Here is a 23,540-nt window from a genome sequence, read left to right on the forward strand (position 1 = left end):
TGTTTTTATGTACAATGGTGCCCTCATTACATCATAAGGCGTCTCCATTGTCTTCATCGATTCCACTACCCATAGAAAGTGTGATGTCAGAGCTGCTCTCTGGCGTTCAAACACACAATCAACTGATCCTGAAAGCAGCACCTGGTGCGGGTAAATCTACCTTTTTTCCTCTGCAACTGATTAAAGCGGGCCTGTTTACTGGCAAGATCATCATGCTTGAACCAAGGCGTCTTGCGGCGAGAAACATCGCAGGTTATCTCGCGCAGCAGTTAGGAGAAAAAGTGGGGGATCGAGTTGGCTATCGAGTTCGTGGTGACACAAAAGTCGGTGCAAATACTCAGCTTGAGATAGTAACAGAAGGGATCATGACGAGGATGCTGCAGTCTGACCCTGAATTGTCTGGCGTTGATCTGCTTATCTTCGATGAATTCCATGAACGAAGTATCCATGCTGATACTTCGTTAGCGCTAAGTTTAGAAGTTCAAGAAGCGCTGCGAGACGATCTTCATATCGTCGTCATGTCAGCGACACTGGATCAATCTGCTTTAACAGAGCTCTTGCCTGAAGCCAAATACGTTGAATCGCAAGGACGTAGCTACCCTGTCGAGTATCGTTATCAACCGCTAAAACCCAATGACTACTTTATACCTAGTGTTGTGAAGCAGATACAGCATCTGATGAGCACAGAGCAAGGATCTTTGTTGGTTTTTCTTCCTGGTGTTGGGGCGATTAAACAGATCGCAGAGAAACTAGATGATCTTGTAAAAGGGATTGAAGTGTTGCCCTTATATGGGCAACTTACTTTTTCTCAGCAGCAAAAGGCGATAGCACCGTTAAAAGGTGATCAACGAAAAGTGGTATTGGCGACCAATATTGCTGAAACTTCCCTGACCATTGAGGGTATTCGTTTAGTACTGGATTGTGGCCTTGAGCGAGCTGCCAAGTTTGATCTTAAAACAGGGATAACCAAGCTAGAACAGGCTCATATTGCTCAATCTTCAGCAGAACAACGAGCAGGGCGTGCAGGGCGATTGGAACCTGGGATCTGCGTCAGACTCTACAGTGAAGGGAAACTGAAACAGCAACCTAACGTACCTAGCGCGGAAATTTTACATTCTGATCTTTGCTCTTTGGCTATGGAAATGGCGCAATGGGGCACCGCTGAAGTGAGTGATCTAAAGTGGTTGGATATCCCCCCACAAGTTGCATTGAAGCAAGCAAGGCAGCTGCTTGTGTCGTTAGGGTTAATGAACCAACAAAAGCAATTAACGGCGGCAGGAAAACAGGCGCATCAATTTGGTTTAGAGCCTCGTGTCGCCAGTATGTTAGTGAGATCACTTCAAGGTGATGAGGCGCTGTTTCAAACAGCCACAGTGGTAGCGGCGTTAATTGAAGATCCAGAACGTAACACGTTAGATTTGCAAGACAGCCTCTATCGCTTAAAGCAAGGTACTCATCAGAAGTCGGCGGCCATTTTAAGGCGTGCAGAGCAGTTAGCTCGTAAATGTGAACGAGCCTTTATTCTTCAGCGGGTCGATGAATGTCTTGTTGCTATCGCTTTAAGTTTTGCTTTTCCCGATCGAATTGCCCAATCACGAAAATTAGGAAGTGGTAAGTTCATTCTTTCTAATGGTCATGGCGCTGAAATTGATGCCTCGCATAGTTTGTCTGATGCAGAGTATATGGTTGTGATTGACTTAATGCGCGGACAAACCAATGCGAGTCGAATTTTTTTGGCAGCCAAGTTGGATATCTCTTTATTACAGCAGTATTTTGCTTCGTTATTTAAGACACAAGATTCCGTTGACTGGAGTGACGCTAAGGGAAGATTGATAGCCGAGGAGCAGTTAACGCTGGGAAGTCTGGTGATCAGTCGCAAGGAGATCGCAAAGCTCGATAAACAAAAAATGACCGAGGCTTTACTTAATTATGTAAAACAGAAGGGGCTATCGGTATTAAATTGGACTCAATCGGCTGAAGAATTGCTCACTCGTACGCGCTGTGCAGAGGCTTGGCTTCCTGAAAAAGCATGGCCTAAGATGGACGAAGAGAGTTTACTTTACGAATTAGACACTTGGTTGGCGCCTTATATGGTCGACGTAACGTCACTCAAAGGCTTGAAAAATATTGACCTAGTGCAAGCTTTGTTTGCGCGCCTAGGTTGGCCGCTGAATCAAGAGATCGATCAGCTTTTACCAATCAAGCTAACCCTGCCGACAGGAACGAACAAACGTATTCGTTATGAGGTAGGAAGCGAGCCGATATTATCGGTGCGAATGCAAGAGCTCTTTGGTGAAAAAGCGTCGCCAACGATCGCGCTTGGAAAGAAAAAAGTCACATTAGAGCTTCTCTCTCCAGCACAGCGCCCACTTCAAGTGACACAAGATCTCGCCTCTTTTTGGGCGGGTTCTTATAAGGAAGTACAAAAAGAGATGAAGGGACGCTATCCCAAGCACGTTTGGCCTGATGATCCAGCAAACCATATCGCCACCAGTAAAACGAAACGGCAGTTCAATAAATGACCGATAAAAAAACGCCTGCTAAAAAGGCAAGTACAAAGAAAAAAGCCGCTCCTCGTAAAACGACGAAGCGAAAAACAACACGTAAGAAAAGTGCCGCTGCAAAGCGATCTTGGCTTAAAGTCTGTTGGAGTATTGGCTGGAAGTTAGGCATAGCGGGGCTTGCCGTACTTGTCTTTGTTGGGGTTTATCTTGATAGCGTTGTAAAACAAAAATTCGAAGGGCAGCTTTTTAGCTTACCAACGGTTGTTTATGCTCGAATATTGACGATTACACCAGGTGCATCAACGACTCTGACTCAATTGAGCAATGAACTGGATGTGCTTAATTACCGTAAGGTTCGCCAACCTCGCTATCCTGGCGAATATTCTTCGTCTTCAAATAAATTGGAAGTGATTCGTCGACCATTTGAATTTTCTGATGGCCCAGAGCCTTCTCGTCATGTGATGATCCATTTTGACTCCAGTGGTGTGAATCGAATCCAGTCTCTTGAGCAAAGTGGCAACTTAGGTTATCTACGCATAGATCCTAAGATGTTAGGCATGCTTGAGAAAAACACCAATGAGCAGCGCCTCTTTCTGAAACGAGAGCAGTTCCCTGAAGTGATGGTTGATGCCCTTCTTGTTACGGAAGATCGAAACTTCTATCAGCATGATGGGGTATCACCTCTTGCCATTGCTCGTGCCATGGTTGTCAATTTAAAAGCGGGTCGAACCGTTCAGGGTGGCAGTACCCTAACTCAGCAGCTCACTAAAAACTTGTTCCTATCGAGTGATCGCACACTGTGGCGAAAGATCCGAGAAGCGTACATCGCGATCATTATTGATCACCGTTACAGTAAAGATCGTATTTTGGAAGGGTATCTTAACGAAGTCTATTTAGGGCAGAGTGGTGGAGAAGCGATCCACGGTTTTGCATTGGCCTCTCGTCTCTATTTTGGTCAGCCGATCGATGAATTACGTATTGATCAAATGGCACTGCTGGTGGGTATGGTTAAAGGCCCATCCTACTATAATCCAATCCGCCAACCTGAACGGGCAAAGGCGCGTCGTGATTTAGTGCTGAGAATGATGATGCAGCAAGATATCTTAACGGCAGAGCAGTATGAGCAAGCGGCAAGTCGTCCACTTGATATTCAAGATAACCCTCGCATTGCGAGCCGACAGCCCGCTTATTTTCAACAGGTGAATATTGAACTGCGTGAAAAAGTCGGAAAAGCGTTCCGGTCTGAAATAGGCTTACGTGTGTTTACTTCTCTTGATCCTGTCTCGCAGCAAGAGCTAGAAAGGGCGATTGCGAAGAAAGTTCCAGAGCTTGCTAAACGAGCAGGTGACTCACTAGAGGGCGCTGCGGTTTCGGTCGATCGTCATAGTGGCGAGATTCGAGCCATGGTGGGGGGCAAGCGTACGGGTTACGATGGCTTTAATCGAGCACTTAATGCCAGTCGCCAAATTGGTTCACTGGCAAAGCCTGCGGTCTACTTAACGGCATTGGAACAGCCTGATACGTATAACTTAGCCACGACATTACAAGATAAGCCAATCAGCTTGAAAGGAAGTGAGGGGAGTGTTTGGAGTCCGCGAAATTATGATCGCGAGTTCCGTGGTGAGGTTCCATTATATGAAGCGCTCTCTAAATCTTATAATGTCCCTACGGTTTATTTGGGCATGCAATTAGGCGTTCCCGCAGTGATGGATACGATTGAAAAACTTGGCGTAGATCGTTCTGAAATTCGGCCTGTTCCATCCATGTTTTTGGGCTCGTTTACTCTAACGCCATTTCAAGTAGCGCAGATGTATCAAACCTTAACGAATTCAGGAAAAATAGCTCCGCTTTCTGCTTTGAGGTCGGTACTAGATCAAGATGGCAATGTTCTTTACGAATCGATTCCTCGTGTTCAGCAGAGAGTCTCTGAGCAAGCGGCTTGGTTAACGACATACGCCATGAAAGTCGCCGTTGTTGAAGGTACGGGGCGCTATCTGCATGGAAAATATTCTTGGGCGGCATTGGCTGGAAAAACAGGGACCAGTAATGATACTCGTGATAGCTGGTTTGTTGGAGTGGATGGACGTGAAGTTACGGCCATTTGGTTAGGACGTGATGATAATCAACCGACAAAATTGACGGGTTCAAGTGGCGCATTAAGAGTATATGATGAATACCTTCATCATCGAATCCCTGAAAGACTGGCCCTGCCTTGGCCAAGAGAGATCAGTACCATAGGATTTAGCAAAACAAAGATGGGACCACTAGACCTTGACTGCGATAACGAATTCAAATTGCCAATGTGGGATCCAAAAGGCGTGATTAAGCAAACTTGTGAAAATAAACCGGCGGGGTGGCTTAAAAAGATATTCACTTGGTAGTTGATTCGAGTAATATCGAGATGAATGATTAGTTAATTCTGTTATCTCAACGAGTTATTTTAAGCAATTAAAGGATTAATGTGGTGCGCTTTTTATTTGGTTTCTCGGTTCTATTTGCATTTTCAGTCAGCTCAGCCGTTTGGGCTAAGAGCGCTGATCCAATTGAAAAAACCTACGAGAGGCCAAAAATTGCAGTGGTTCTTGCTGGCGGCGGTGCAAAAGGTGCTGCGCATATCGGTGTTTTAAAGGCACTTGAAGAACTCAATATTCCCATTGATTACATCACCGGAACGAGCATGGGCGCTTATATTGGTGGCCTGTACGCTTCTGGCATGAGTGCTGATGAAATAGAGAGCTTAATCTATTCGGTTGAGTGGAACACTGGGTATCGAGACCGCGTTGATCGCAGTGAACGTCGTGTCCGTGATAAAGAGTATGAAGATCGATACCAAATTAATACTGACCTTGGCCTACGCTGGGGTGAGGTTAAAGCACCAAGAGGGGTTGTTCAAGGTCAGAATATGTTGCGTATTTTGCGTGAAACGTCTGGCAACCTTCCCGCATTAGAATCCTTTGATGATCTTGTTATTCCTTTCCGATCTGTCGCCACCGATATTATTGAACTCGAACCCGTTGTTATTGGAGAAGGCTACCTTGTTGATGCCATGATGGCGAGTATGTCAGTTCCTGGCGTTCTGCCTCCTTATGAAATTGATGGTCGTCAGTTAGTGGATGGCGGCGTGACCAATAATATGCCCGTTGATGTCGCTCGAGAAATGGGGGCTGATATTGTCATTGCGGTAGATATTAGTAGTGATTATAAAGGAGAGGATGAGTTTAGCTCTTTTCTCACTGTTGCTGATCAACTCTCTAATTACCTAGTTCGCCGAAGTACGCTCCTGCAGCAAGAGTCGCTGAGCGAGAAAGATATTTTTCTTCAGCCTGACGTCGGGCAAATGCAAACAACAGAATTCAAGAAAATGCCAGGTGCTTACCTTGAAGGTTATGAGGCCGCAATGGCTGATTCACTGAAACTCTCTCGACTTTCACTATCAAGTGGCGATTATCAAACGTATATCGAGACGAAACAGGAAGCTCGTAAAACACTGATCTATGGCGATGAAGTGTTGGTCGACCGTATCGTGATAAATAACAATACCCACTACAGTGAAGAATTATTGCGCTCTCGCCTTGGACTCAAAGAGGGAACTGAGTTAACGACGGAAGAAATTGAGGCAAGTGTACAAGATCTTTATGCACTGGATCGATTTGAATTGATCACCTATCAATATGACAAAGATGAACAAGGTAGTGATCTATTGGTTGTTGATGTTAAAGAGAAGGCTTGGGGGCCAAACTACGTTAACTTTCGCTTCTTCTTAGAAGATGATTTCACCACTGATAGCCAGTATTCATTGGGGCTATCAAGCAACTTTACTGATCTTAACTCCGATGGGGCAGAGTTAATGCTCAACCTAGAAATGGGGACAGATAAGCTTGTCGAGGCAGAGTTGTACTCCCCATTCATGTCGAACCAGAAGCTATTTACTACGCTAGGTGCGAGCTACAGTAACGATAAACGTAACATGCCTAGAGATTTCCCTACATCTGAGCCAACGTTAGAAACTACTAAAGATTACCTGCCGATTACTTATCGCGAGTGGAAAGGCGAATTAGCGCTTGGGTTTCAGCGTAATTTGTGGAGCGAGTTTAAAGTGGGCTTACGCTATATTCAAGGGTATGGTGAGTTTTCGACATTGCCATCCTGTGGTGATTTAGAATTTACTCGAGAGGGGGCATTTGTTGGGTATCGTTACGATACGCTAGATGACTTTAGTTTGCCTCGTTCGGGTATTTATGCTGATTTTGAGTATCTACTTTCCCATGATGACGCAAGAGGAGAGTCTTCTTGCTTAGGCACAGCAATAAACCAGTCTAGCGATACCGTCCAAGAGGTTACCGCCAAACTGATCGGAGCTTATTCTCATGATCGTCATACTTTAGTCGCGAATGTGAACATGGGGCTGACAGAAAGTGAGAATTCGTCATTGCCTATCGATCCCAAAGAAATTGGTGGATTCCTTAATTTGTCAGGAATTCCTCGTGATAGCTTAGTTGGTCAAAACTTGGCTTATACAAGCTTAGTGTATCGATATCGCTGGTTTGATAATGATTTCGGATTATTTAGCTCCCCGTTTTATATTGGTAGCTCGATAGAATATGGGGGCGTTTGGTCTGATCCGAATATTAATGTTCAAGACGCACCGTTATACCAAGCGGCTTCGGTGTTTGTTGGGGTGAACTCACCAATAGGACCAATTATGTTTGGTTATGGGTTTACTGAAGAGAACTATGATTCCATATATTTAATCATTGGGACCACGTATAAGTAGCAAATCAGCCAAGTTAAATTGATAAAATCATCCAACTTTAGTCTTAACTTGCTATGTTGGTCAAAATGATAAGATTTTAATTTTAGGTTAAATTTGCTATCCTGCGTCCCACAGTTTGGCCTCTCTGGCGCTGCTCATCAATTCAATTGTATGACTTTAATGGCAATGGAGAGCCAAGTTTCCAAGGATGTTCACTCCTGGTGTATATCACTACGTTTGAACCGCAATGAGAGGAAAAAGTCGTGCTTGAAGCCTACCGTAAACACGTCGAAGAGCGTGCTGCAGAGGGAGTTGTTCCTAGGCCCCTAGATGCTGAGCAAGTCGCTGGACTTGTTGAATTATTAAAAAATCCTCCTCAAGGGGAAGAAGAAGTCATTCTTGATCTACTCGAGAATCGTATTCCACCTGGTGTTGATGAAGCCGCTTACGTAAAAGCGAGTTTCTTAACGGCCATTACTAAAGGTGAAGTGACTTCACCACTTGTTAGCCGTGAAAAGGCAACTGAACTGCTTGGTACTATGCAGGGCGGTTATAACATCGAATCTCTCGTTTCTTTGCTTGATGATGCTGACTTAGCCCCTCTAGCCGTTAAAGCGCTGTCTCATACCCTGCTTATGTTTGACGCGTTTTATGATGTGGAAGAGAAAGCAAAAGCAGGTAATGCTTCTGCGCAGCAAGTACTGCAATCTTGGGCTGATGCTGACTGGTTCACATCAAAACCAAAAGTAGCGGAAAAGATCACCGTTAAAGTATTCAAAGTCACTGGTGAAACCAATACCGATGACTTATCTCCAGCACCAGATGCTTGGTCACGTCCTGATATCCCAGTACACGCTAAAGCAATGCTGAAGATGGAACGTGAAGGCATCAACCCAGATCAACAAGGTAGCGTTGGTCCAATCAATCAGATTGAAGAGTTGCAAAAAGACGGCATCCCACTAGCGTACGTGGGCGATGTTGTCGGTACGGGTTCTTCTCGTAAATCGGCAACGAACTCTGTACTTTGGTTTATGGGTGACGATATCCCATTTGTACCAAACAAGCGTACAGGTGGTGTTTGTTTAGGTGGCAAGATCGCTCCAATCTTCTACAACACAATGGAAGACTCAGGCGCACTACCAATTGAACTTAACGTACAAGACATGAACATGGGCGATATCATTGATATCTCTCCATATGAAGGTGTCGTACGTAAAAATGGTACAGAGATTTCAAGCTTTAAGCTAAGTGATGTATTGCTTGATGAAGTGCGTGCTGGTGGTCGTATCCCTCTGATTATCGGTCGTGGTCTAACGAGCCGTGCCCGTACTTCTCTTGGTCTAGAAGAGACTGATCTGTTTGCTAAACCGATTGATCCTTCTGCCTCTGATAAAGGCTACACGTTAGCTCAGAAGATGGTTGGTAAAGCATGTGGCGTTGAAGGTGTGCGTGCTGGTCAGTACTGTGAACCTAAAATGACGACAGTTGGCTCTCAAGATACAACGGGCCCAATGACGCGTGATGAACTGAAAGACCTTGCGTGTCTTGGCTTCTCTGCTGATCTTGTAATGCAGTCTTTCTGTCACACATCTGCTTATCCTAAGCCTGTTGATGTGAATACTCACCACACGCTGCCTGATTTCATCATGAATCGTGCTGGTGTTTCATTGCGTCCAGGTGATGGTGTTATCCACTCATGGCTAAACCGTATGCTTCTACCTGATACTGTTGGTACTGGTGGTGATTCGCATACTCGTTTCCCTCTTGGTATTTCATTCCCTGCAGGTTCTGGTCTAGTTGCATTTGCGGCAGCAACGGGTGTTATGCCTCTTGATATGCCTGAATCTATCTTGGTTCGTTTTAAAGGTGAAATGCAACCGGGTATCACGCTACGTGACCTAGTACATGCAATTCCTCTTTATGGCATCAAGCAAGGTCTACTAACTGTAGAGAAAGCCGGTAAGATCAACGAATTCTCTGGTCGTGTACTAGAAATCGAAGGTGTTGATCACCTATCTGTTGAGCAAGCGTTCGAACTTTCTGATGCTTCTGCTGAGCGGTCAGCTGCTGGTTGTACGGTTAAGCTGTCTCAAGAGTCTATCGAAGAGTACCTGAACTCAAACATCGTTATGCTTAAGTGGATGATTGCGGAAGGTTACGGTGATGTTCGTACTATTGAGCGTCGTATTACAGCAATGGAAGAGTGGCTAGCGAAACCTGATCTTCTATCTGCCGATTCTGATGCTGAATATGCACACGTCATTGAGATTGATCTTGCAGACATCGATCAGCCAATCTTATGTGCGCCAAACGATCCAGATGATGCACGTCTACTGTCTGATGTACAAGGTACTGAGATTCAAGAAGTGTTTATCGGTTCTTGTATGACGAACATCGGTCACTTCCGTGCGGCAGGTAAGATGTTAGAGGAGTTTAACGGCTCACTAAATACTCGCCTATGGGTTGCACCACCAACGAAGATGGATAAAGATCAACTAACAGAAGAAGGTTACTACGGTATCTTCGGTCGTGCAGGGGTTCGTATTGAAACTCCGGGTTGTTCTCTATGTATGGGTAACCAAGCGCGTGTTGCTGATAAAGCGACCGTGATGTCAACGTCTACACGTAACTTCCCGAACCGTCTAGGTACAGGCGCTAACGTTTACTTAGCGTCAGCTGAACTTTCTGCGGTAGGTGCGATTCTTGGTCGTATACCAACCAAAGAAGAGTACTTAGAGTACGCTCAGAAGATTGACGCGACAGCAGCGGATACATACCGTTACTTGAACTTCCATACTATGTCTGAGTACACAGACAAAGCGGATACAGTTATCTTTCAAGAGCCAGCTTAGCGCAGAACTTAATTGATTAATTGAAAGCACTTGCGGTAACCGTAAGTGCTTTTTTAATGTCTAAAATTTGCTCATTACGCGTGTGATAGCTGTGCTCTTTTCTTATCTACAATCATAGCTAGAGAGTTTGTGTGTCTCGCTATATACTTTGCGCCAATCTTAGCCCTATCGACTTATTGGAGCTCTCATGGAATTTGAATTCACCCGCAACACATTAATGGGCGAGTATTATGTTAAATGTAGTATGGGGCACGAAATTGTTGGTCGATGGCTGCAAGATGAGATCGGTAAATCAAAGCAAAAGCTTCAAGAGGTTGAACATTTAATTGCGCAATCGAAAGCTTTACCAAGTGACGAACATAAATTGCTTGGACACGAAATCTCGATGGTTATTTCAGGTGATGAAGTGATAATTCAAGAGAACGTTCTTAGTCACGGTGATGAACTTGACGTTGAGAGTGAATTTGATTTCTATAATTGTGAAAGCACCGCTGGATGTGGAATCGATGATTTTGAATTACTCATTGCGCGATGGATTGATTTTCTTGGTTATTAGACAAGCGTACGTTCGATGCACTGTCATGGTGAATTGAGATGTTAATGCATTGTTATTGTGAAAAGGGCGCACCGTTTTGGTGCGCCTTTTTTGTTGTTAGTACATTGTAAATACAAAATTACTTTGAAAACAATAAGTTAAATAGTTGGCACGTACCTTGGATTATAAGAGTAACAGTAAAGGAATAATGACCTAGTGAGGGTACGATGAAATTAATTAACGCCATAATCAAACCATTTAAACTTGATGACGTACGTGAAGCACTTGCTGATGCAGGTATTGAAGGGATGACAGTCTCTGAAGTGAAAGGCTTTGGTCGTCAAAAAGGACATACAGAATTATACCGTGGTGCAGAGTACCAAGTAGATTTCTTGCCAAAAGTAAAATTGGAAATCGCAACTCAAGCGGACAATGTTGATCGTGTTGTTGAAGCGATCACTAAAGCTGCTCAAACAGGAAAGATTGGCGACGGTAAAATTTTTGTGTACGACCTAAATCAAGCAGTTCGTATTCGTACTGGTGAAATGGACGCTGAAGCACTTTAAAGATTCTAAGGATTGGAGAGCAATATTATGGAACTACTAACAACAGTAACGGAACTACGTTACGCACTCGACACTTTTTTCTTCCTCATTTCAGGTGCGTTGGTGATGTGGATGGCAGCTGGTTTTGCCATGCTAGAAGCAGGATTAGTTCGTTCAAAGAACACCACGGAAATCTTAACTAAGAATATCTGTTTATACGCAATTGCGTGTACGACATTCCTACTTGTTGGTTACAACATCATGTATGTTGATAATGGTGAAGGTGGTTACTTGCCATCATTTGGTGCATTAATAGGCACTCAAGGTGAGGGGGCTGATCATTCACTAGAGTCTGATTTCTTCTTCCAAGTGGTATTTGTTGCAACAGCAATGTCAGTCGTTTCTGGTGCAGTTGCTGAGCGTATGAAGCTTTGGGCATTCCTAGTCTTCTCTGTTGTGCTAACCGCATTTATCTACCCAATGGAAGGTTACTGGACATGGGGTGGTGGTTTCCTTTCAGAAGCAGGATTTAGTGACTTTGCAGGTTCTGGTATTGTTCACATGGCGGGTGCTGCGGCTGCACTAGCGGGTGTATTGTTACTTGGTGCTCGTAAAGGTAAATACGGTAAAAAAGGTGAAATCTACCCAATTCAAGGTTCAAACTTGCCATTAGCAACACTGGGTACATTCATTCTATGGTTTGGTTGGTTTGGCTTTAACGGTGGTTCACAGTTAATGCTTTCTGATTTTGAGAACGCAACAGCAGTAGGTCAAATCTTCCTTAATACGAATGCGGCGGCGGCGGCTGGTGCGATTGCTGCATTGCTTGTTTGTAAAACAACGTGGGGCAAAGCAGACCTTACTATGATTCTTAACGGTGCATTGGCTGGTCTAGTCGCTATTACTGCTGACCCTCTATCGCCATCACCAGTGTATTCAGTAGCGATTGGTTGTGCATCTGGTGCATTGGTTGTATTCAGCATTATCGCTCTTGATAAACTGAAGATTGATGATCCAGTGGGTGCAATCTCAGTACACGGTGTATGTGGTTTCTTCGGTCTAATGGTTGTGCCACTAAGTAATGGTGATGCAACGTTTGGTGCTCAACTGCTTGGTGCTGCTGTTATCTTTGCTTGGGTATTCGGTGCAAGCCTAGTGGTATGGAGTGTCTTGAAGGCAACGATGGGTATTCGTGTAACAGAAGACGAAGAGCTAGAAGGTATGGATATGCACGATTGTGGTGTTGGTGCTTACCCAGAGTTTGTAACGGTTAAATAAAAAACGGTTATTAAAAACAGTCTAAACTGATATTAGCACCGTGGCCTACTCAGCAATGAGTAGGCCTTTTTCTTTGGTGTCTCTTGAAGATTAGGCTTTACCTTTGTGGTGCTAATTTGAATAAAATAGTCGCCTGGTTAATGACATTCTCTGCTACCGTCGCTATTTTTACCTTCCTGTTTCCCTTTAATATTTACGCTCAAAGTGGGTGGAAATAGTTAGTTACAAACTTAATTTAATGAAAACGGCCCTTTAAAGACCAATTTTTTTGTCTATGATCATTGTAATTAAAATATTGATGAATATAATAATGCAACTGAGAAACATTATCATTACGATGTAAAGGATTAAACTGATGAAAAAACTGCTAACTCTTTCTGCACTTGCATGTAGCGCTCTAGTACCAACAGCAATGGCTTTTGCCGAAGAAGTAAACGTCTACTCTTACCGTCAACCGTTTCTTGTTGAACCTATGTTTAACGAGTTTACTAAAGAGACAGGTATTAAAGTGAACGTTAAGTTTGCTAAAAAAGGTCTTGCAGAAACACTAGCACGTGAAGGCGATCTAAGCCCTGCAGACGTTATTCTAACAGTTGATATTAGCCGACTTGCTGAGTTAACTAAGCAAGACTTAGTTCAGAAAGTAGACAGCCCAGTTTTAGAGTCAAATATTCCAGCGCAGTACCAGGATACTGAAAATGAGTGGTTCGCATTAACAACTCGTACTCGTTCTGTCTATTCATCACGTGATCGTGTAGGTCGTCTAGGTGATGATTTTACTTACGCAGACCTTGCTAAGCCTGAGTTTAAAGGAAAAATCTGTACTCGTAGTGGTAAGCACCCATACAACGTCTCACTTGTTTCTTCTATGATTGCTCACCATGGTGAAGCGGAAACAAAAGAATGGTTAGAAGGCCTAAAAGCAAACCTAGCGCGTAAGCCTCAAGGTAATGACCGTGCTCAAGTTAAAGCGATTAAAGAAGGCTTATGTGATGTTGCTCTAGGTAACAGCTACTACCTCGGTAAAATGGTAAATGATAAAGAGCAAAAAGCGTGGGCTGATGCTGTTTACATCAACTTCCCGAACCAAAATGCTGAAGGTACTCATGTAAATATCTCTGGTATGGCGATGGCGAAATACTCTCCTAACAAAGAGAATGCTCAAAAGTTAATGGAGTTCTTAAGTGCAGATACTGCTCAAAGCATGTACGCAGAAGTTAACTATGAATACCCAGTGAAAGAAGGCGTTAAACCTTCTGAACTAGTCGCTTCTTGGGGTGAGTTTAAGTCAGATGCTGTTTCTTTAGACGATATTGCATCTTACCATTCTGCCGCTATTCGACTTCTTGATGAAGTGAAATTTGACCTTTGATGAGGAGTAGGGGTATAAAGTACCCCTGTTTTTCAAAAGGATATGAGATGTATTTGCAATTGCGTTTATGTTTCATACAGCCTTATTGTAGTTAGGCGATGAACGAAAAAAATTATATATGGAAAACCAGTAGTGCAAGCTTAGCTTTGCTGCTGGTTTTGCCGATCTTAGCTATCTTCTATACCTCATTGGGTGACACCGATGAGGTTTTCTCACATCTAATGTCCACGGTAATGCCGACCTATATTTACAATACGGTTGTATTGACTGTGGGGGTTATGTTGCTTTCATTGATCCTTGGTATACCTAGTGCATGGATTATGGCGATGTGTCGCCTACCGAGTGAGAAAGTCCTGCAGTGGGCTTTGGTACTTCCTCTTGCTATGCCTGGTTATATTATTGGCTATATCTTTACTGATTGGTTTGACTTTGCTGGGCCTATCCAAGTTTTATTAAGAGATTTAACTGGCTGGGGGCCTGGGGAGTATTGGTTCCCTGATATTCGCACTTTAACCGGCGCTACTATCGTTTTGGCATTGGTGCTTTACCCTTATGTTTACCTGCTATGTCGCGCGGCCTTTATGGAGCAAAACATCTCGCTTCTGCAGTCTGCTCGACTTTTAAAGTGCACGCCTTGGGAGAGCTTTAAGCGAGTTTCACTTCCTCTTGTTCGACCTTCTATGGCGGTGGGGTTGTCGTTGGTGGCAATGGAGACGATAGGTGACTTTGGTACCGTAAGCTACTTTGCTGTTAGTACTCTGACGACTGCGGTTTACGATACTTGGCTGGGTTATTCAAACCTTAATGCTGCCGCTAAAATCTCTGCGATGATGCTGGTGATTGTTATATTGCTTCTCAGTGCTGAGCGATACAGCCGCCGCAAGCAAAAACTATTTCAAAATCAATTCAGCAGCCGTGAAGACTTTCGTTATCAGCTAACGGGGTGGAAAAAGTGGGCAGCGTTGAGTTGGTGTTGGGGTATTGTTTCAATTGCCTTTATTTTGCCTTTAATGCAGTTGTGTATTTACGCTTATAAGTACTTTGAGCAGAGTTGGACAGCACAGTTTAGAGAGTATGCGGTTAACAGTTTACAAGTCTCTATTATCGCAGCCGTTATTGGTGTGTTTATAGCACTTGTTGTTAACTTTTGTCACCGAGTCAATCCCAATAAGCGCAGCTTAGCTTATATGCGCCTATCCTCTATGGGGTACGCAGTCCCTGGCACCGTATTAGCCATCGGTGTGTTGGTGCCAGTGCTGTTTATGGATCATTTTGTGAACGACATTGCCCGCTCTATGGAGTGGAATCGCCCAGGGCTGATCTTCTCTGGTTCGATGTTTGCTTTGATTGTAGCCTTGGTAGTGCGTTTTTCCGCTGTCGCAATTGGTAGTATTGAAAGTAGTTTGAGTAAGATTCCACCGTCATTGGATATGGCATCACGCACGATGGGATGCAACACCAATAAGATGCTTTGGCGAGTACACTTCCCACTGGTTCGCCGTGGTGCATTAATCGCGGGTTTACTGGTGTTTATTGAATCAATGAAAGAGTTGAATGCAGCTTTGTTACTAAGGCCATTTAACTTTGAAACACTCGCGACGTATGTTTTTAACTTTGCGTCTGATGAGCATTTAGAATTAGCAGCTATGCCCGCTGTTTTATTAGTTTTAGTCGGATTAATTCCGCTTGTTATTGTTAACCGTTCTCTGGAGAAAACCCACTAATGAGTTGTGCGTTGTCTATTCAAAACTTAACGTGTAAGTACGAAACTCAGACGGTGCTTGAAAAGCTGTCTCTAGAAGTAAAAAACGGTGAGATTGTTTGCTTGCTCGGTGCGAGTGGTTGTGGAAAAACCACACTGCTTAAAGCTATCGCAGGTCTATTGCCCCTTAGCTCTGGTCAAATGAGCTTAAATTGTATGACCATCGACGACGGTGAAAACTGGTTACCGCCTGAGAAACGTAACATCGGTATGATCTTTCAAGACTACGCGCTGTTTCCTCATCTAACGGTTAAAGAGAATGTTGCTTTCGGCTTGAGAAAACAAAGTAAAGCAGAGAAAGAGAGTAAAGTGCAAGAGATGCTGGACCTTGTTCACCTCTCTGAATACGGCGATCGTTTTCCGCATCAGTTGTCTGGCGGGCAACAACAGCGTGTCGCCATTGCACGAACACTCGCTTACAAGCCTGATCTTTTGCTACTTGATGAGCCCTTTTCAAACATTGATACACAAGTTCGTCATGCATTGATCGCTGAGATACGCCGTATCTTTAAATCGCAAGGTGTGACGGCTATATTTGTAACGCATAGTCGAGAAGAGGCATTTGCCTTCTCAGATAAGATGGCGGTGATGAATAACGGAGTGATTGAGCAATATGGCACGGCGTCGGAGCTTTACTACCATCCTTCGAGTAAGTTTGTTGCCGACTTCTTAGGTGGCGGAAGCTATCTACCAGCGAAACGTGTTTCTGAATATAAGTTTGAAACAGCTCTGGGTACGGTTGAAGCCATTGCCAAAGGACAAATTGAAGTCAATCAGGAGTGTGAGCTACTGCTTCGCCCGCAACATATCCAAATTGAAGCTTCTCAAGGCAGTGACACTCGAGTGCAAGAGCAGCACTTTATGGGAGACCACTGTCGATACGTGATTAAAGTGAATGGTCAGTCATTGACGGCGAGTTCTTCTCAAGCGCTAACCATTGGTCAAAGCGTTGCGATTAACGTGGATGAACAAGGTATATTGGCGTTTTAGAAGCTGAGTTTTTTAGTACATCAACGATACAAAAAAAAGCCCGGCTTTCGCCGGGCAAGTGTTCTTCACCTATAGGGTGCTCAAATTGAGCGGCAAGTTCGGTATCGACTATCTTGCTTGGCCTTCAAAGGCTTATAGCGACAAGAAGTTTTTTACCTGTTGAAGAACACGTTCTGCAGTGTCTTTGTCTTGCATCTCTGCAAAAATTCGTAGTAAAGGCTCTGTACCGGAGAATCGAGCAATAACCCAACCGCCATTTTTGAAGTACACTTTCGCGCCATCGTCGTAGCTAACTTTCTCAATCTCGTACTCAAACTCAGGTAACTGCTTTTCAACGTAAATCTTGTTGTAAAGCGCCTCTTTTTGAGCTGGTTTAAAGGTACAGTCACCTTCAGCTGTGTATGCGTAGCCATACTTACCGTAAATCTCATCAAGCATCTCAGAGAGTTTCTTACCCGTTACAGAGATCATCTCAACCAGTAAGCTTGAAGCGAATACGCCATCTTTACCAAGAATGTGCCCACGAATGGTTAAGCCACCTGAGCTTTCACCACCAATGAGAGAATCATCCGCTTCCATTTGAGAGCTAATATGCTTAAAGCCTACAGGAACCTCAAAGCTCTTCTCGCCATGATCCGCGGCAATCTTGTCCAGAATATGGGTAGTCGCGATATTACGTACGACAGAGCCTTTCCAGCCTTTGTATTCTAGTAAGTAGTAGTAAAGCAGGATGAGTACTTCATTAGGGTGAATAAAGTGACCTTTCTCATCAATAATGCCCAATCTATCAGCATCACCGTCGGTACCAATACCAATGTCGTACCCTTCCGCAGCAACTAAGTGCTTTAGGCGATAAAGCGTTGCAGCACTAGGAGAAGGCATCAAACCACCAAAGTCTGGGTTCTTGCCATCGTTGATAACATCTACATCACAACGGCCATTGATCAATACCGTTTGCAGCGCGTTTTTCGCCACACCAAACATAGGATCAATGAGGACTTTGAGATTGGCTTTTTTGATCGCTTCAATATCGATAAAGTTAATGATTGAATCGACAAATGCGTTCATCGGGTTAATGATGACAACTGATTTATCATTGAGAGCTTGCTCAAAATCAATCGATTTCACATCAGAAGCGGTGAGCTGGCTAATCTGCTGTTCTACTTTCTGTGTGATGATTTCATCAGCGTCTCGACCGCCTTCAATGAAGATCTTAATACCGTTGTAGTCTGCAGGGTTATGAGAAGCAGTAATACACGCTGAATACGCACATCCTATTTCTTTAGCCTGGAACATAACGATAGGAGTCGGAACAAACTTGTCGATAAAGCTAACAGGAATGTTATTGGCCGCTAAAACCTCAGCAAACCAACGACCCGCCTTATCAGAAAGAAAGCGACGGTCATAACCGACAATGAAGCCTTTATCAGCCACGTTTTCGTTATTGATGATATTGGAAAGCGCTTGAGCGACCAGGCGAACGTTATCTTTAGTGAACTCTTCACCAATAAAGGCGCGCCAGCCACCGGTACCAAATTTGATCATAATTAAATCCTTTTTAGTCACTTGGAGTGTCAACTACTTGAGCTTTCAGCCTCTAAGTCTGATTAGAGGCTGAATATAAGTAGTAACTACAGTGACCTAGCGATTAGCCTAAAGTGACGATAACTTCATTAACGCTGCCGTCTGCTTGAACTGGAATAGCCCCTTCAACAGGTTGGCCATTAAGTGTCATCGACTTAACGCCTTTACTCACTGAACTTGGGTTTTCAACTTTGATGTTGTAAGTCGCACCACGCCATTGACGCGTTACTTCAAATCCTGGCCAGTCTGTTGGGATACAAGGATCAACCGTTAGACCTTCATAACCGACGCGAACACCTAGAATAAAGTTCGTTACTGCAAAGTAAGCCCAACCTGATGTACCCGTTAACCAAGGGTGGTTTGCGCGACCGTGGTCTTGGTGATCACGACCCATGATGAATTGAACGTATGAGTATGGTTCTGCGATACGTTTATCAATCATGTCATTTTGGTTGTATGGATTTAGTGCATCGTAGAACTTCATTGCACGGTCACCACGACCTAGCTTCGCTTCTGCTACCCATGCCCAAGGGTTAGGGTGAGAGAAGATAGCGCCATTCTCTTTCACACCTTGGTATACGCGCGTTACAAAACCGATGTCATCGTTTGGCGTCGCAAATGAAGGTGCGTTTAGGTGTAGGCCGTATTCTGAGTAAAGGTTCTCATCAACCGCGTCCATCGCTTTTTCGCCACGTTCTTGAGAGACTGCGCCCGATAGAACCGCTAACGTGTTGGATTCAAGGTGGATGCGACCTTCTGTTTGTTGCGCTGTACCAATCTTGTCGCCATTTTTAGTTAGACCACGGATGTACCAGCCGCCTTCTTCATCCCAAAGGTGCGTTTCACACGCTTCACGAACGTTAGACGCCATCTCTGTATATTTAGTGATGTCAGCATCGTTGCCACGGTATTTAGCCAAATCTAGGAACTCTTGAAGAGCCCAGAAGTGCAGGAATGACACCATTGATGATTCGCCACCACCTAGGTTTAGACAGTCATTCCAGTCTGCACGAAGACCTTTACAGATACCGGTTTGACCCACGTATTCAGCAGAGAAGTCTAGTGCTGCTTTCATGTGGTCATAAACCGTCGCTTCGCCACCATCAGCGTAAGGAATCACTTCATCAAAGAAGCTCTCTTCGCCTGTTTCCATAACATACTTACAGATAGTTGGAACGATCCATAAGTGATCATCAGAACATGTATCATCAATGCCATGGATCTTGTCGTCGTCCGATGGGGTAGGAACTACGGTTGGCGATTTCGATGGCTCGACGTCCGCTTTTTCTGGATCAAACCAATCAGGATCAAATAGGTGCAAACCGTAACCGGCTTTTACTTGGCCGCGAAGAAGATCAACAAGACGCTTACGAGTCATTTCTGGGTTAGCGTGAGGAACGGAGATAGCATCTTGAGCGGTATCACGGTAACCAAGGCCAGTACGGCCGCCGACTTCGATGAATGAAGCAAAGCGAGACCAAACAACACAGGTTTCTGCTTGGTATAGTGTCCAAGCATTGATCATGGTATCTAAGCCTTCATTCGGCGATTTAACTTGGAATTTGTCACAACGCTCATTCCAGTGATCTTTAATACCAGCAAATGCTGCATCAACATTAGCAAGGTCTTGGTATTTAGTACGTAGACGGTCGCCATTACCTTTACCGATACCAAGAATGTAAGCAAAACGAACTTCTTCACCTGGCTGAATAGTGAATTGCTTATGCAGGGAACCACAGTGGTTGTAACACGTTTGAGCACTGTTTGAACATTGGCCTTTCTCAACAGCAATTGGGTTCGCTTCATCACGGTATAAACCCAGGAAGCTGTCACGCTGACCATCGTATGAATCTGGATCAAACGTAGAGGCTAGGTAGTAGAAGCCTTCAAAATCGTTCGTGTTGTAGTAAAGGTCATATTCTAAAACACCATCTTTGTACTCAGTACCCGCAGAGTAGAGTGACATCTGGTGGTTTTGATTATCCGATTGAATATGGCTGAAAGAGAACTCAACAAAAGAGAATGCACTGATAGTACGTGGTTTGTCAGAGGTGTTTTTGATAACGACATCCCAAACTTCTGCGTCTTCACCTTTTGGTACGAACAGAGTTTTCTCGGCAGTAATACCGTTGTAGTCACATTTGAATTTAGAGTATGACAGACCATGTCTTACTTCGTAATTAGCTTCATCTAAGCTTTTTGCAACGGGTTGCCATGAAATTGACCAGTAATCACCTGTCTCATCATCTCGCAAGTAAACATAGTGTCCAGGGCGGTCAAATGACGCGTTTGGTCTGAACTTAGTAACACGATTGTACTCAGGAGAGTTGTAGAACGAATAGCCACCTGCATTATGAGAGATGACAGTACAGAATTTTTCAGTACCTAGGTAGTTAGTCCAAGGTGCTGGAACGTCAGGTCTAGTAATGACGTATTCGCGATTCTCATTATCGAAATAGCCGTATTTCATGGTTCTATCCTTTTATATAAGCTGCTAATACAACAGCCAAATTCTAATGCTAGTGAAATTAACTAGGTGCTACTGCAACACCTAGCCTAAGTCTTATTTCCACGGAGAGCGGTATTGAATCCCTTGCTTATCTAGCAGAGGTAAATGACCTTTCAAACGTGTTAAATAGTCTGTCCAATCTCGTTGGGGTTTATGAGTCCAACAGGCTTCCGCCATCGCTGTTATGCGAGGGAAAACCATATAATCCATGCGTTCTTGGTGCGTGACAATTTCACACCACAAGGCACATTGAATACCGAGTATTCGTTTCTTTACTGGGTCGCTGTCTGGAATATCAGCCAAAGGTTCATAGCAATAAGCTTGTTCCAATGGCAGTACATTTGCCCAGTCGACCCCAGGTTCTTCTGGGGCGTAGTCTTGAGCCATGTCTAAATAGGTGTGTTGGCCGGGTTGCAAAATGACATCAAAGCCCTGCTTGGCACATTTCAGTGCAGCATCTTCACTCAACCATGAGTAGATCACCGTGTCTTTGCTCACCTTGTCGCCATGTTGAGCTTCTTCCCAACCCACCATGCGCTTGCCCAAAGAGCGAAGCTTCTGCTCGGCAAAGCGTAATAGATGACCTTGAAGCTCTTTAGTATCGGTGTAGCCTTTTTCTTTCATTAGGGCTTGGCACTTTTTACTTTTTTCCCAAACGCCTTCTGGAACTTCGTCAGCACCGATATGAATCCAAGGTGCAGGGAACAATTCCGCGACTTCTTGTAAGACTTTATCTAAGAACTCATAAGTGCCTTCCAAAGCCGGAGATAAGACGTTATCGGTATAATTTTGAATGCTACGATATGGAGAGTGATCATCTGGATCAACAAGCAGTTCAGGGAGCGCTTTGATAGCAGCTCGACAATGCCCTGGCACGTCAATCTCAGGGATAATTGTGATCCCACGTTGCTGAGCAAACTCAATAACGTGTTTAATTTCTTCTTGGCTATAGTAGCCAGAGTAAGGTCGATCAATCTGGCTAAATTGTGGTTCTAAATCAGTACCCATTCCACGTTGAGAACCTTTAGAGGTTAATTCAGGGAAGGCTTTGATTTCGATTCGCCAGCCTTCATCGTCAGTGAGGTGCCAGTGAAATGTATTGAACTTATAGTGAGCAAGTTGGTTAATAAGACGCTTTACTCGCTCTACTGGGTGAAAATGACGAGAGCAGTCAAGCATCATTCCGCGGTATTTATATCGTGGAGAGTCTGAAATTTTCACAAAAGGCGCAGTTAGTGAGCCTTTCCCTTCAGAATCTTGCAGTAACTGAATAAGTGACGCACTGGCGTGAACAAAACCTGTGTTTGAGTTTGCTTCTAAACAAGCGCCATTTTCATCGATAGTGAGTTGATAGTCATCTCGGTCGAGAATTGGATTGGTACGGTAGCGAATATCACCGTTACCAATAGAGTGCATCTTTAATCCAAACAGTTTATCTAGTTCGAGTTCCAACCACGTTGCCGCGTCATCTGCTTGATTGGCTTGTAGAGTAATTTGGCTTTTGTCACTAAACAAATATTGCCCTTGTGATGTTTCTAGCTTCTTTGGTCTTGGAATTAGGTTAATATCTGCGGCTTCAACCGTCGGTATTTCGGCTCTGTGACGATATGGAGAGGCGAGTACGATTGGAGTAATCACAACCTTATGGTGCTCATTCGTTGCGGTGTTAATTAGACTCGCGTCTTTTAGACCATCAGTATAGAAGCGCAGGGGAGCAGTGTTGATTGTAAATTCACAGTAGAAGTGATCATTCGCCTTTAAAGTAGAACTTTTTGGGTTGAGAACACAGTAACTGCCTATCTGTTGTAACGTACCATTCGATAGCGAGTCTGGTTGAATAAACCGGTCCATAATAAAATTAAATGACCAATCATTGATGTTTTGATCACTTAAGTTGTGCAGGGTTAATCCAAAACGACAAAATTTATTTTGTTCGGAAAGTACTGCTAAATCGACTCTATAGCTCATTTTAGATCCTTCAGTACAAATTATGTTTGGAATCGCCGGCGAACATAAGAGCACCTTCGATGGCATCAAACTGTGGTTCAACAAGCCATTGCTTAACGGGTGGGGATAGCCAAGCTGAAATGCGCTGTGCAATGCTTCCCATTAAACAAATTCGGGTCGCCCCTTTTTTGTTGAGTGCGATTAAAAACATCTCAATATCGGCGGCCGTTTGCTTTAGCATTTCGATAGCGAGCTCATCGCCTTCATTGGCAAGTTGGAAAATGGTCGGTGAGAATTGACCGTAATCTTTAGGGATTGCCGTTTTAGACCACTCAACAATTTGGTCTACGTCATGGTTAAAGTGAGCCATAACATGTTGAGATAACGAGCTATCTGGACGAATCCCGTCTTGAGTGAGTAACACTTGCTGAATCAGTCGAAGACCCATTACAGCGCCGCCACCTTGGTCAGAAATAGGGAATTCTCGACCGCCAACAACGTGTTGCTGACCGGCTTTTAATAAAATACCGCAAGAGCCTGTGCCGCCAATCATGATTGCGCCATCCTCACCATTGTGAGCACCCACACAGGCACCATAAGCATCGGTATTTAAGGTCATGCTTGCGAACGGGTGGGGCAATTGCATGAATTCTTGCCATGCTGATTTTTGCTCTGCACCGGCTAGAGCCAAACCAACATGCATAGAAGCGTAGTCGCTACTGGTTAAGCCACCTTGTTGTGCAGCGTCTTCAATAGCGTTCATAATAGAGGACATCGCAACATCAACCCCTAACAGGATGTTGGCACTGCCACTTTTGGCTTCACCAATAAACTGGCTATCTTGAGTACGGATACGAGCACGGCACGAGGTGCCTCCACCATCAATTCCAACATAATAAAGCGTCATAT

Annotated in this window: 14 protein-coding genes; 10 read left to right on the forward strand and 4 right to left on the reverse strand. The window is 44.1% G+C overall.

Annotation, left to right across the window (positions count from 1 at the left end):
• Positions 1 to 14: 14 nt before the first annotated feature.
• The 10 genes from hrpB to KP803_RS03730 all read left to right on the forward strand — a co-directional run bounded on the left by hrpB (position 15) and on the right by KP803_RS03730 (position 16,591).
• On the forward strand, positions 15 to 2,522 hold the full coding sequence (gene hrpB / locus KP803_RS03685; protein WP_248007483.1) for an ATP-dependent helicase HrpB: 2,508 nt from the start codon (positions 15 to 17) through the stop codon (positions 2,520 to 2,522).
• Entirely contained in the window at positions 2,519 to 4,885 is a 2,367-nt protein-coding gene (mrcB, locus tag KP803_RS03690; protein ID WP_248007484.1) for a penicillin-binding protein 1B, read from the forward strand. The genes hrpB and mrcB overlap by 4 nt, the downstream gene beginning before the upstream one ends.
• A gap of 83 nt (positions 4,886 to 4,968) precedes the next feature.
• Entirely contained in the window at positions 4,969 to 7,278 is a 2,310-nt protein-coding gene (locus tag KP803_RS03695) for a patatin-like phospholipase family protein (RefSeq protein WP_248007485.1), read from the forward strand.
• Positions 7,279 to 7,520: 242 nt separating this feature from the next.
• Positions 7,521 to 10,109: a bifunctional aconitate hydratase 2/2-methylisocitrate dehydratase gene (gene acnB, locus KP803_RS03700; protein WP_248007486.1), complete on the forward strand. Its 2,589-nt coding sequence runs from the start codon at positions 7,521 to 7,523 to the stop codon at positions 10,107 to 10,109.
• 187 nt (positions 10,110 to 10,296) lie between these two features.
• Complete coding sequence (locus tag KP803_RS03705; protein ID WP_248007487.1) at positions 10,297 to 10,665, forward strand: YacL family protein; 369 nt, start codon at positions 10,297 to 10,299, stop codon at positions 10,663 to 10,665.
• Between the two features lie 206 nt (positions 10,666 to 10,871).
• Positions 10,872 to 11,210, forward strand: a complete 339-nt coding sequence (locus KP803_RS03710) for a P-II family nitrogen regulator (protein ID WP_248007488.1) — start codon at positions 10,872 to 10,874, stop codon at positions 11,208 to 11,210.
• Positions 11,211 to 11,237: 27 nt separating this feature from the next.
• Positions 11,238 to 12,467 (forward strand): ammonium transporter, encoded by a 1,230-nt coding sequence (locus KP803_RS03715; protein ID WP_248007489.1) that lies wholly within the window; start codon positions 11,238 to 11,240, stop codon positions 12,465 to 12,467.
• 355 nt (positions 12,468 to 12,822) lie between these two features.
• Entirely contained in the window at positions 12,823 to 13,839 is a 1,017-nt protein-coding gene (locus tag KP803_RS03720) for a Fe(3+) ABC transporter substrate-binding protein (protein ID WP_248007490.1), read from the forward strand.
• Between the two features lie 98 nt (positions 13,840 to 13,937).
• Positions 13,938 to 15,563: an ABC transporter permease gene (locus KP803_RS03725; protein WP_248007491.1), complete on the forward strand. Its 1,626-nt coding sequence runs from the start codon at positions 13,938 to 13,940 to the stop codon at positions 15,561 to 15,563.
• Positions 15,563 to 16,591, forward strand: a complete 1,029-nt coding sequence (locus KP803_RS03730) for an ABC transporter ATP-binding protein (RefSeq protein WP_248007492.1) — start codon at positions 15,563 to 15,565, stop codon at positions 16,589 to 16,591. The genes KP803_RS03725 and KP803_RS03730 overlap by 1 nt, the downstream gene beginning before the upstream one ends.
• A gap of 132 nt (positions 16,592 to 16,723) precedes the next feature.
• Here KP803_RS03730 and KP803_RS03735 read toward each other — a convergent pair whose 3' ends face one another.
• The 4 genes from KP803_RS03735 to KP803_RS03750 form a co-directional block, all read right to left on the reverse strand.
• A complete protein-coding gene (locus KP803_RS03735; protein WP_248007493.1) occupies positions 16,724 to 18,136 on the reverse strand; it encodes a phosphoglucomutase/phosphomannomutase family protein in 1,413 nt (470 codons plus the stop codon).
• 103 nt (positions 18,137 to 18,239) lie between these two features.
• Complete coding sequence (locus tag KP803_RS03740) at positions 18,240 to 20,645, reverse strand: glycoside hydrolase family 94 protein (protein ID WP_248007494.1); 2,406 nt, start codon at positions 20,643 to 20,645, stop codon at positions 18,240 to 18,242.
• Between the two features lie 93 nt (positions 20,646 to 20,738).
• Positions 20,739 to 22,652 (reverse strand): beta-N-acetylhexosaminidase, encoded by a 1,914-nt coding sequence (locus KP803_RS03745; RefSeq protein ID WP_248007495.1) that lies wholly within the window; start codon positions 22,650 to 22,652, stop codon positions 20,739 to 20,741.
• Positions 22,653 to 22,662: 10 nt separating this feature from the next.
• Complete coding sequence (locus KP803_RS03750; RefSeq protein ID WP_248007496.1) at positions 22,663 to 23,538, reverse strand: glucosamine kinase nucleotide-binding domain-containing protein; 876 nt, start codon at positions 23,536 to 23,538, stop codon at positions 22,663 to 22,665.
• Positions 23,539 to 23,540 lie beyond the last annotated feature (2 nt).

Origin of the sequence: Vibrio amylolyticus (assembly GCF_023145695.1) — a bacterium.
Classification (GTDB): domain Bacteria; phylum Pseudomonadota; class Gammaproteobacteria; order Enterobacterales; family Vibrionaceae; genus Vibrio; species Vibrio amylolyticus.

Coding starts and splice junctions, on each gene's coding strand:
- hrpB (WP_248007483.1), top strand. CDS start 15: ATGGTGCCCTCATTACATCATAAGGCGTCTCCATTGTCTTCATCGATT.
- mrcB (WP_248007484.1), top strand. CDS start 2,519: ATGACCGATAAAAAAACGCCTGCTAAAAAGGCAAGTACAAAGAAAAAA.
- KP803_RS03705 (WP_248007487.1), top strand. CDS start 10,297: ATGGAATTTGAATTCACCCGCAACACATTAATGGGCGAGTATTATGTT.
- KP803_RS03710 (WP_248007488.1), top strand. CDS start 10,872: ATGAAATTAATTAACGCCATAATCAAACCATTTAAACTTGATGACGTA.
- KP803_RS03715 (WP_248007489.1), top strand. CDS start 11,238: ATGGAACTACTAACAACAGTAACGGAACTACGTTACGCACTCGACACT.
- KP803_RS03720 (WP_248007490.1), top strand. CDS start 12,823: ATGAAAAAACTGCTAACTCTTTCTGCACTTGCATGTAGCGCTCTAGTA.
- KP803_RS03725 (WP_248007491.1), top strand. CDS start 13,938: ATGAACGAAAAAAATTATATATGGAAAACCAGTAGTGCAAGCTTAGCT.
- KP803_RS03730 (WP_248007492.1), top strand. CDS start 15,563: ATGAGTTGTGCGTTGTCTATTCAAAACTTAACGTGTAAGTACGAAACT.
- KP803_RS03735 (WP_248007493.1), bottom strand. CDS start 18,136: ATGATCAAATTTGGTACCGGTGGCTGGCGCGCCTTTATTGGTGAAGAG.
- KP803_RS03740 (WP_248007494.1), bottom strand. CDS start 20,645: ATGAAATACGGCTATTTCGATAATGAGAATCGCGAATACGTCATTACT.
- KP803_RS03745 (WP_248007495.1), bottom strand. CDS start 22,652: ATGAGCTATAGAGTCGATTTAGCAGTACTTTCCGAACAAAATAAATTT.
- KP803_RS03750 (WP_248007496.1), bottom strand. CDS start 23,538: ATGACGCTTTATTATGTTGGAATTGATGGTGGAGGCACCTCGTGCCGT.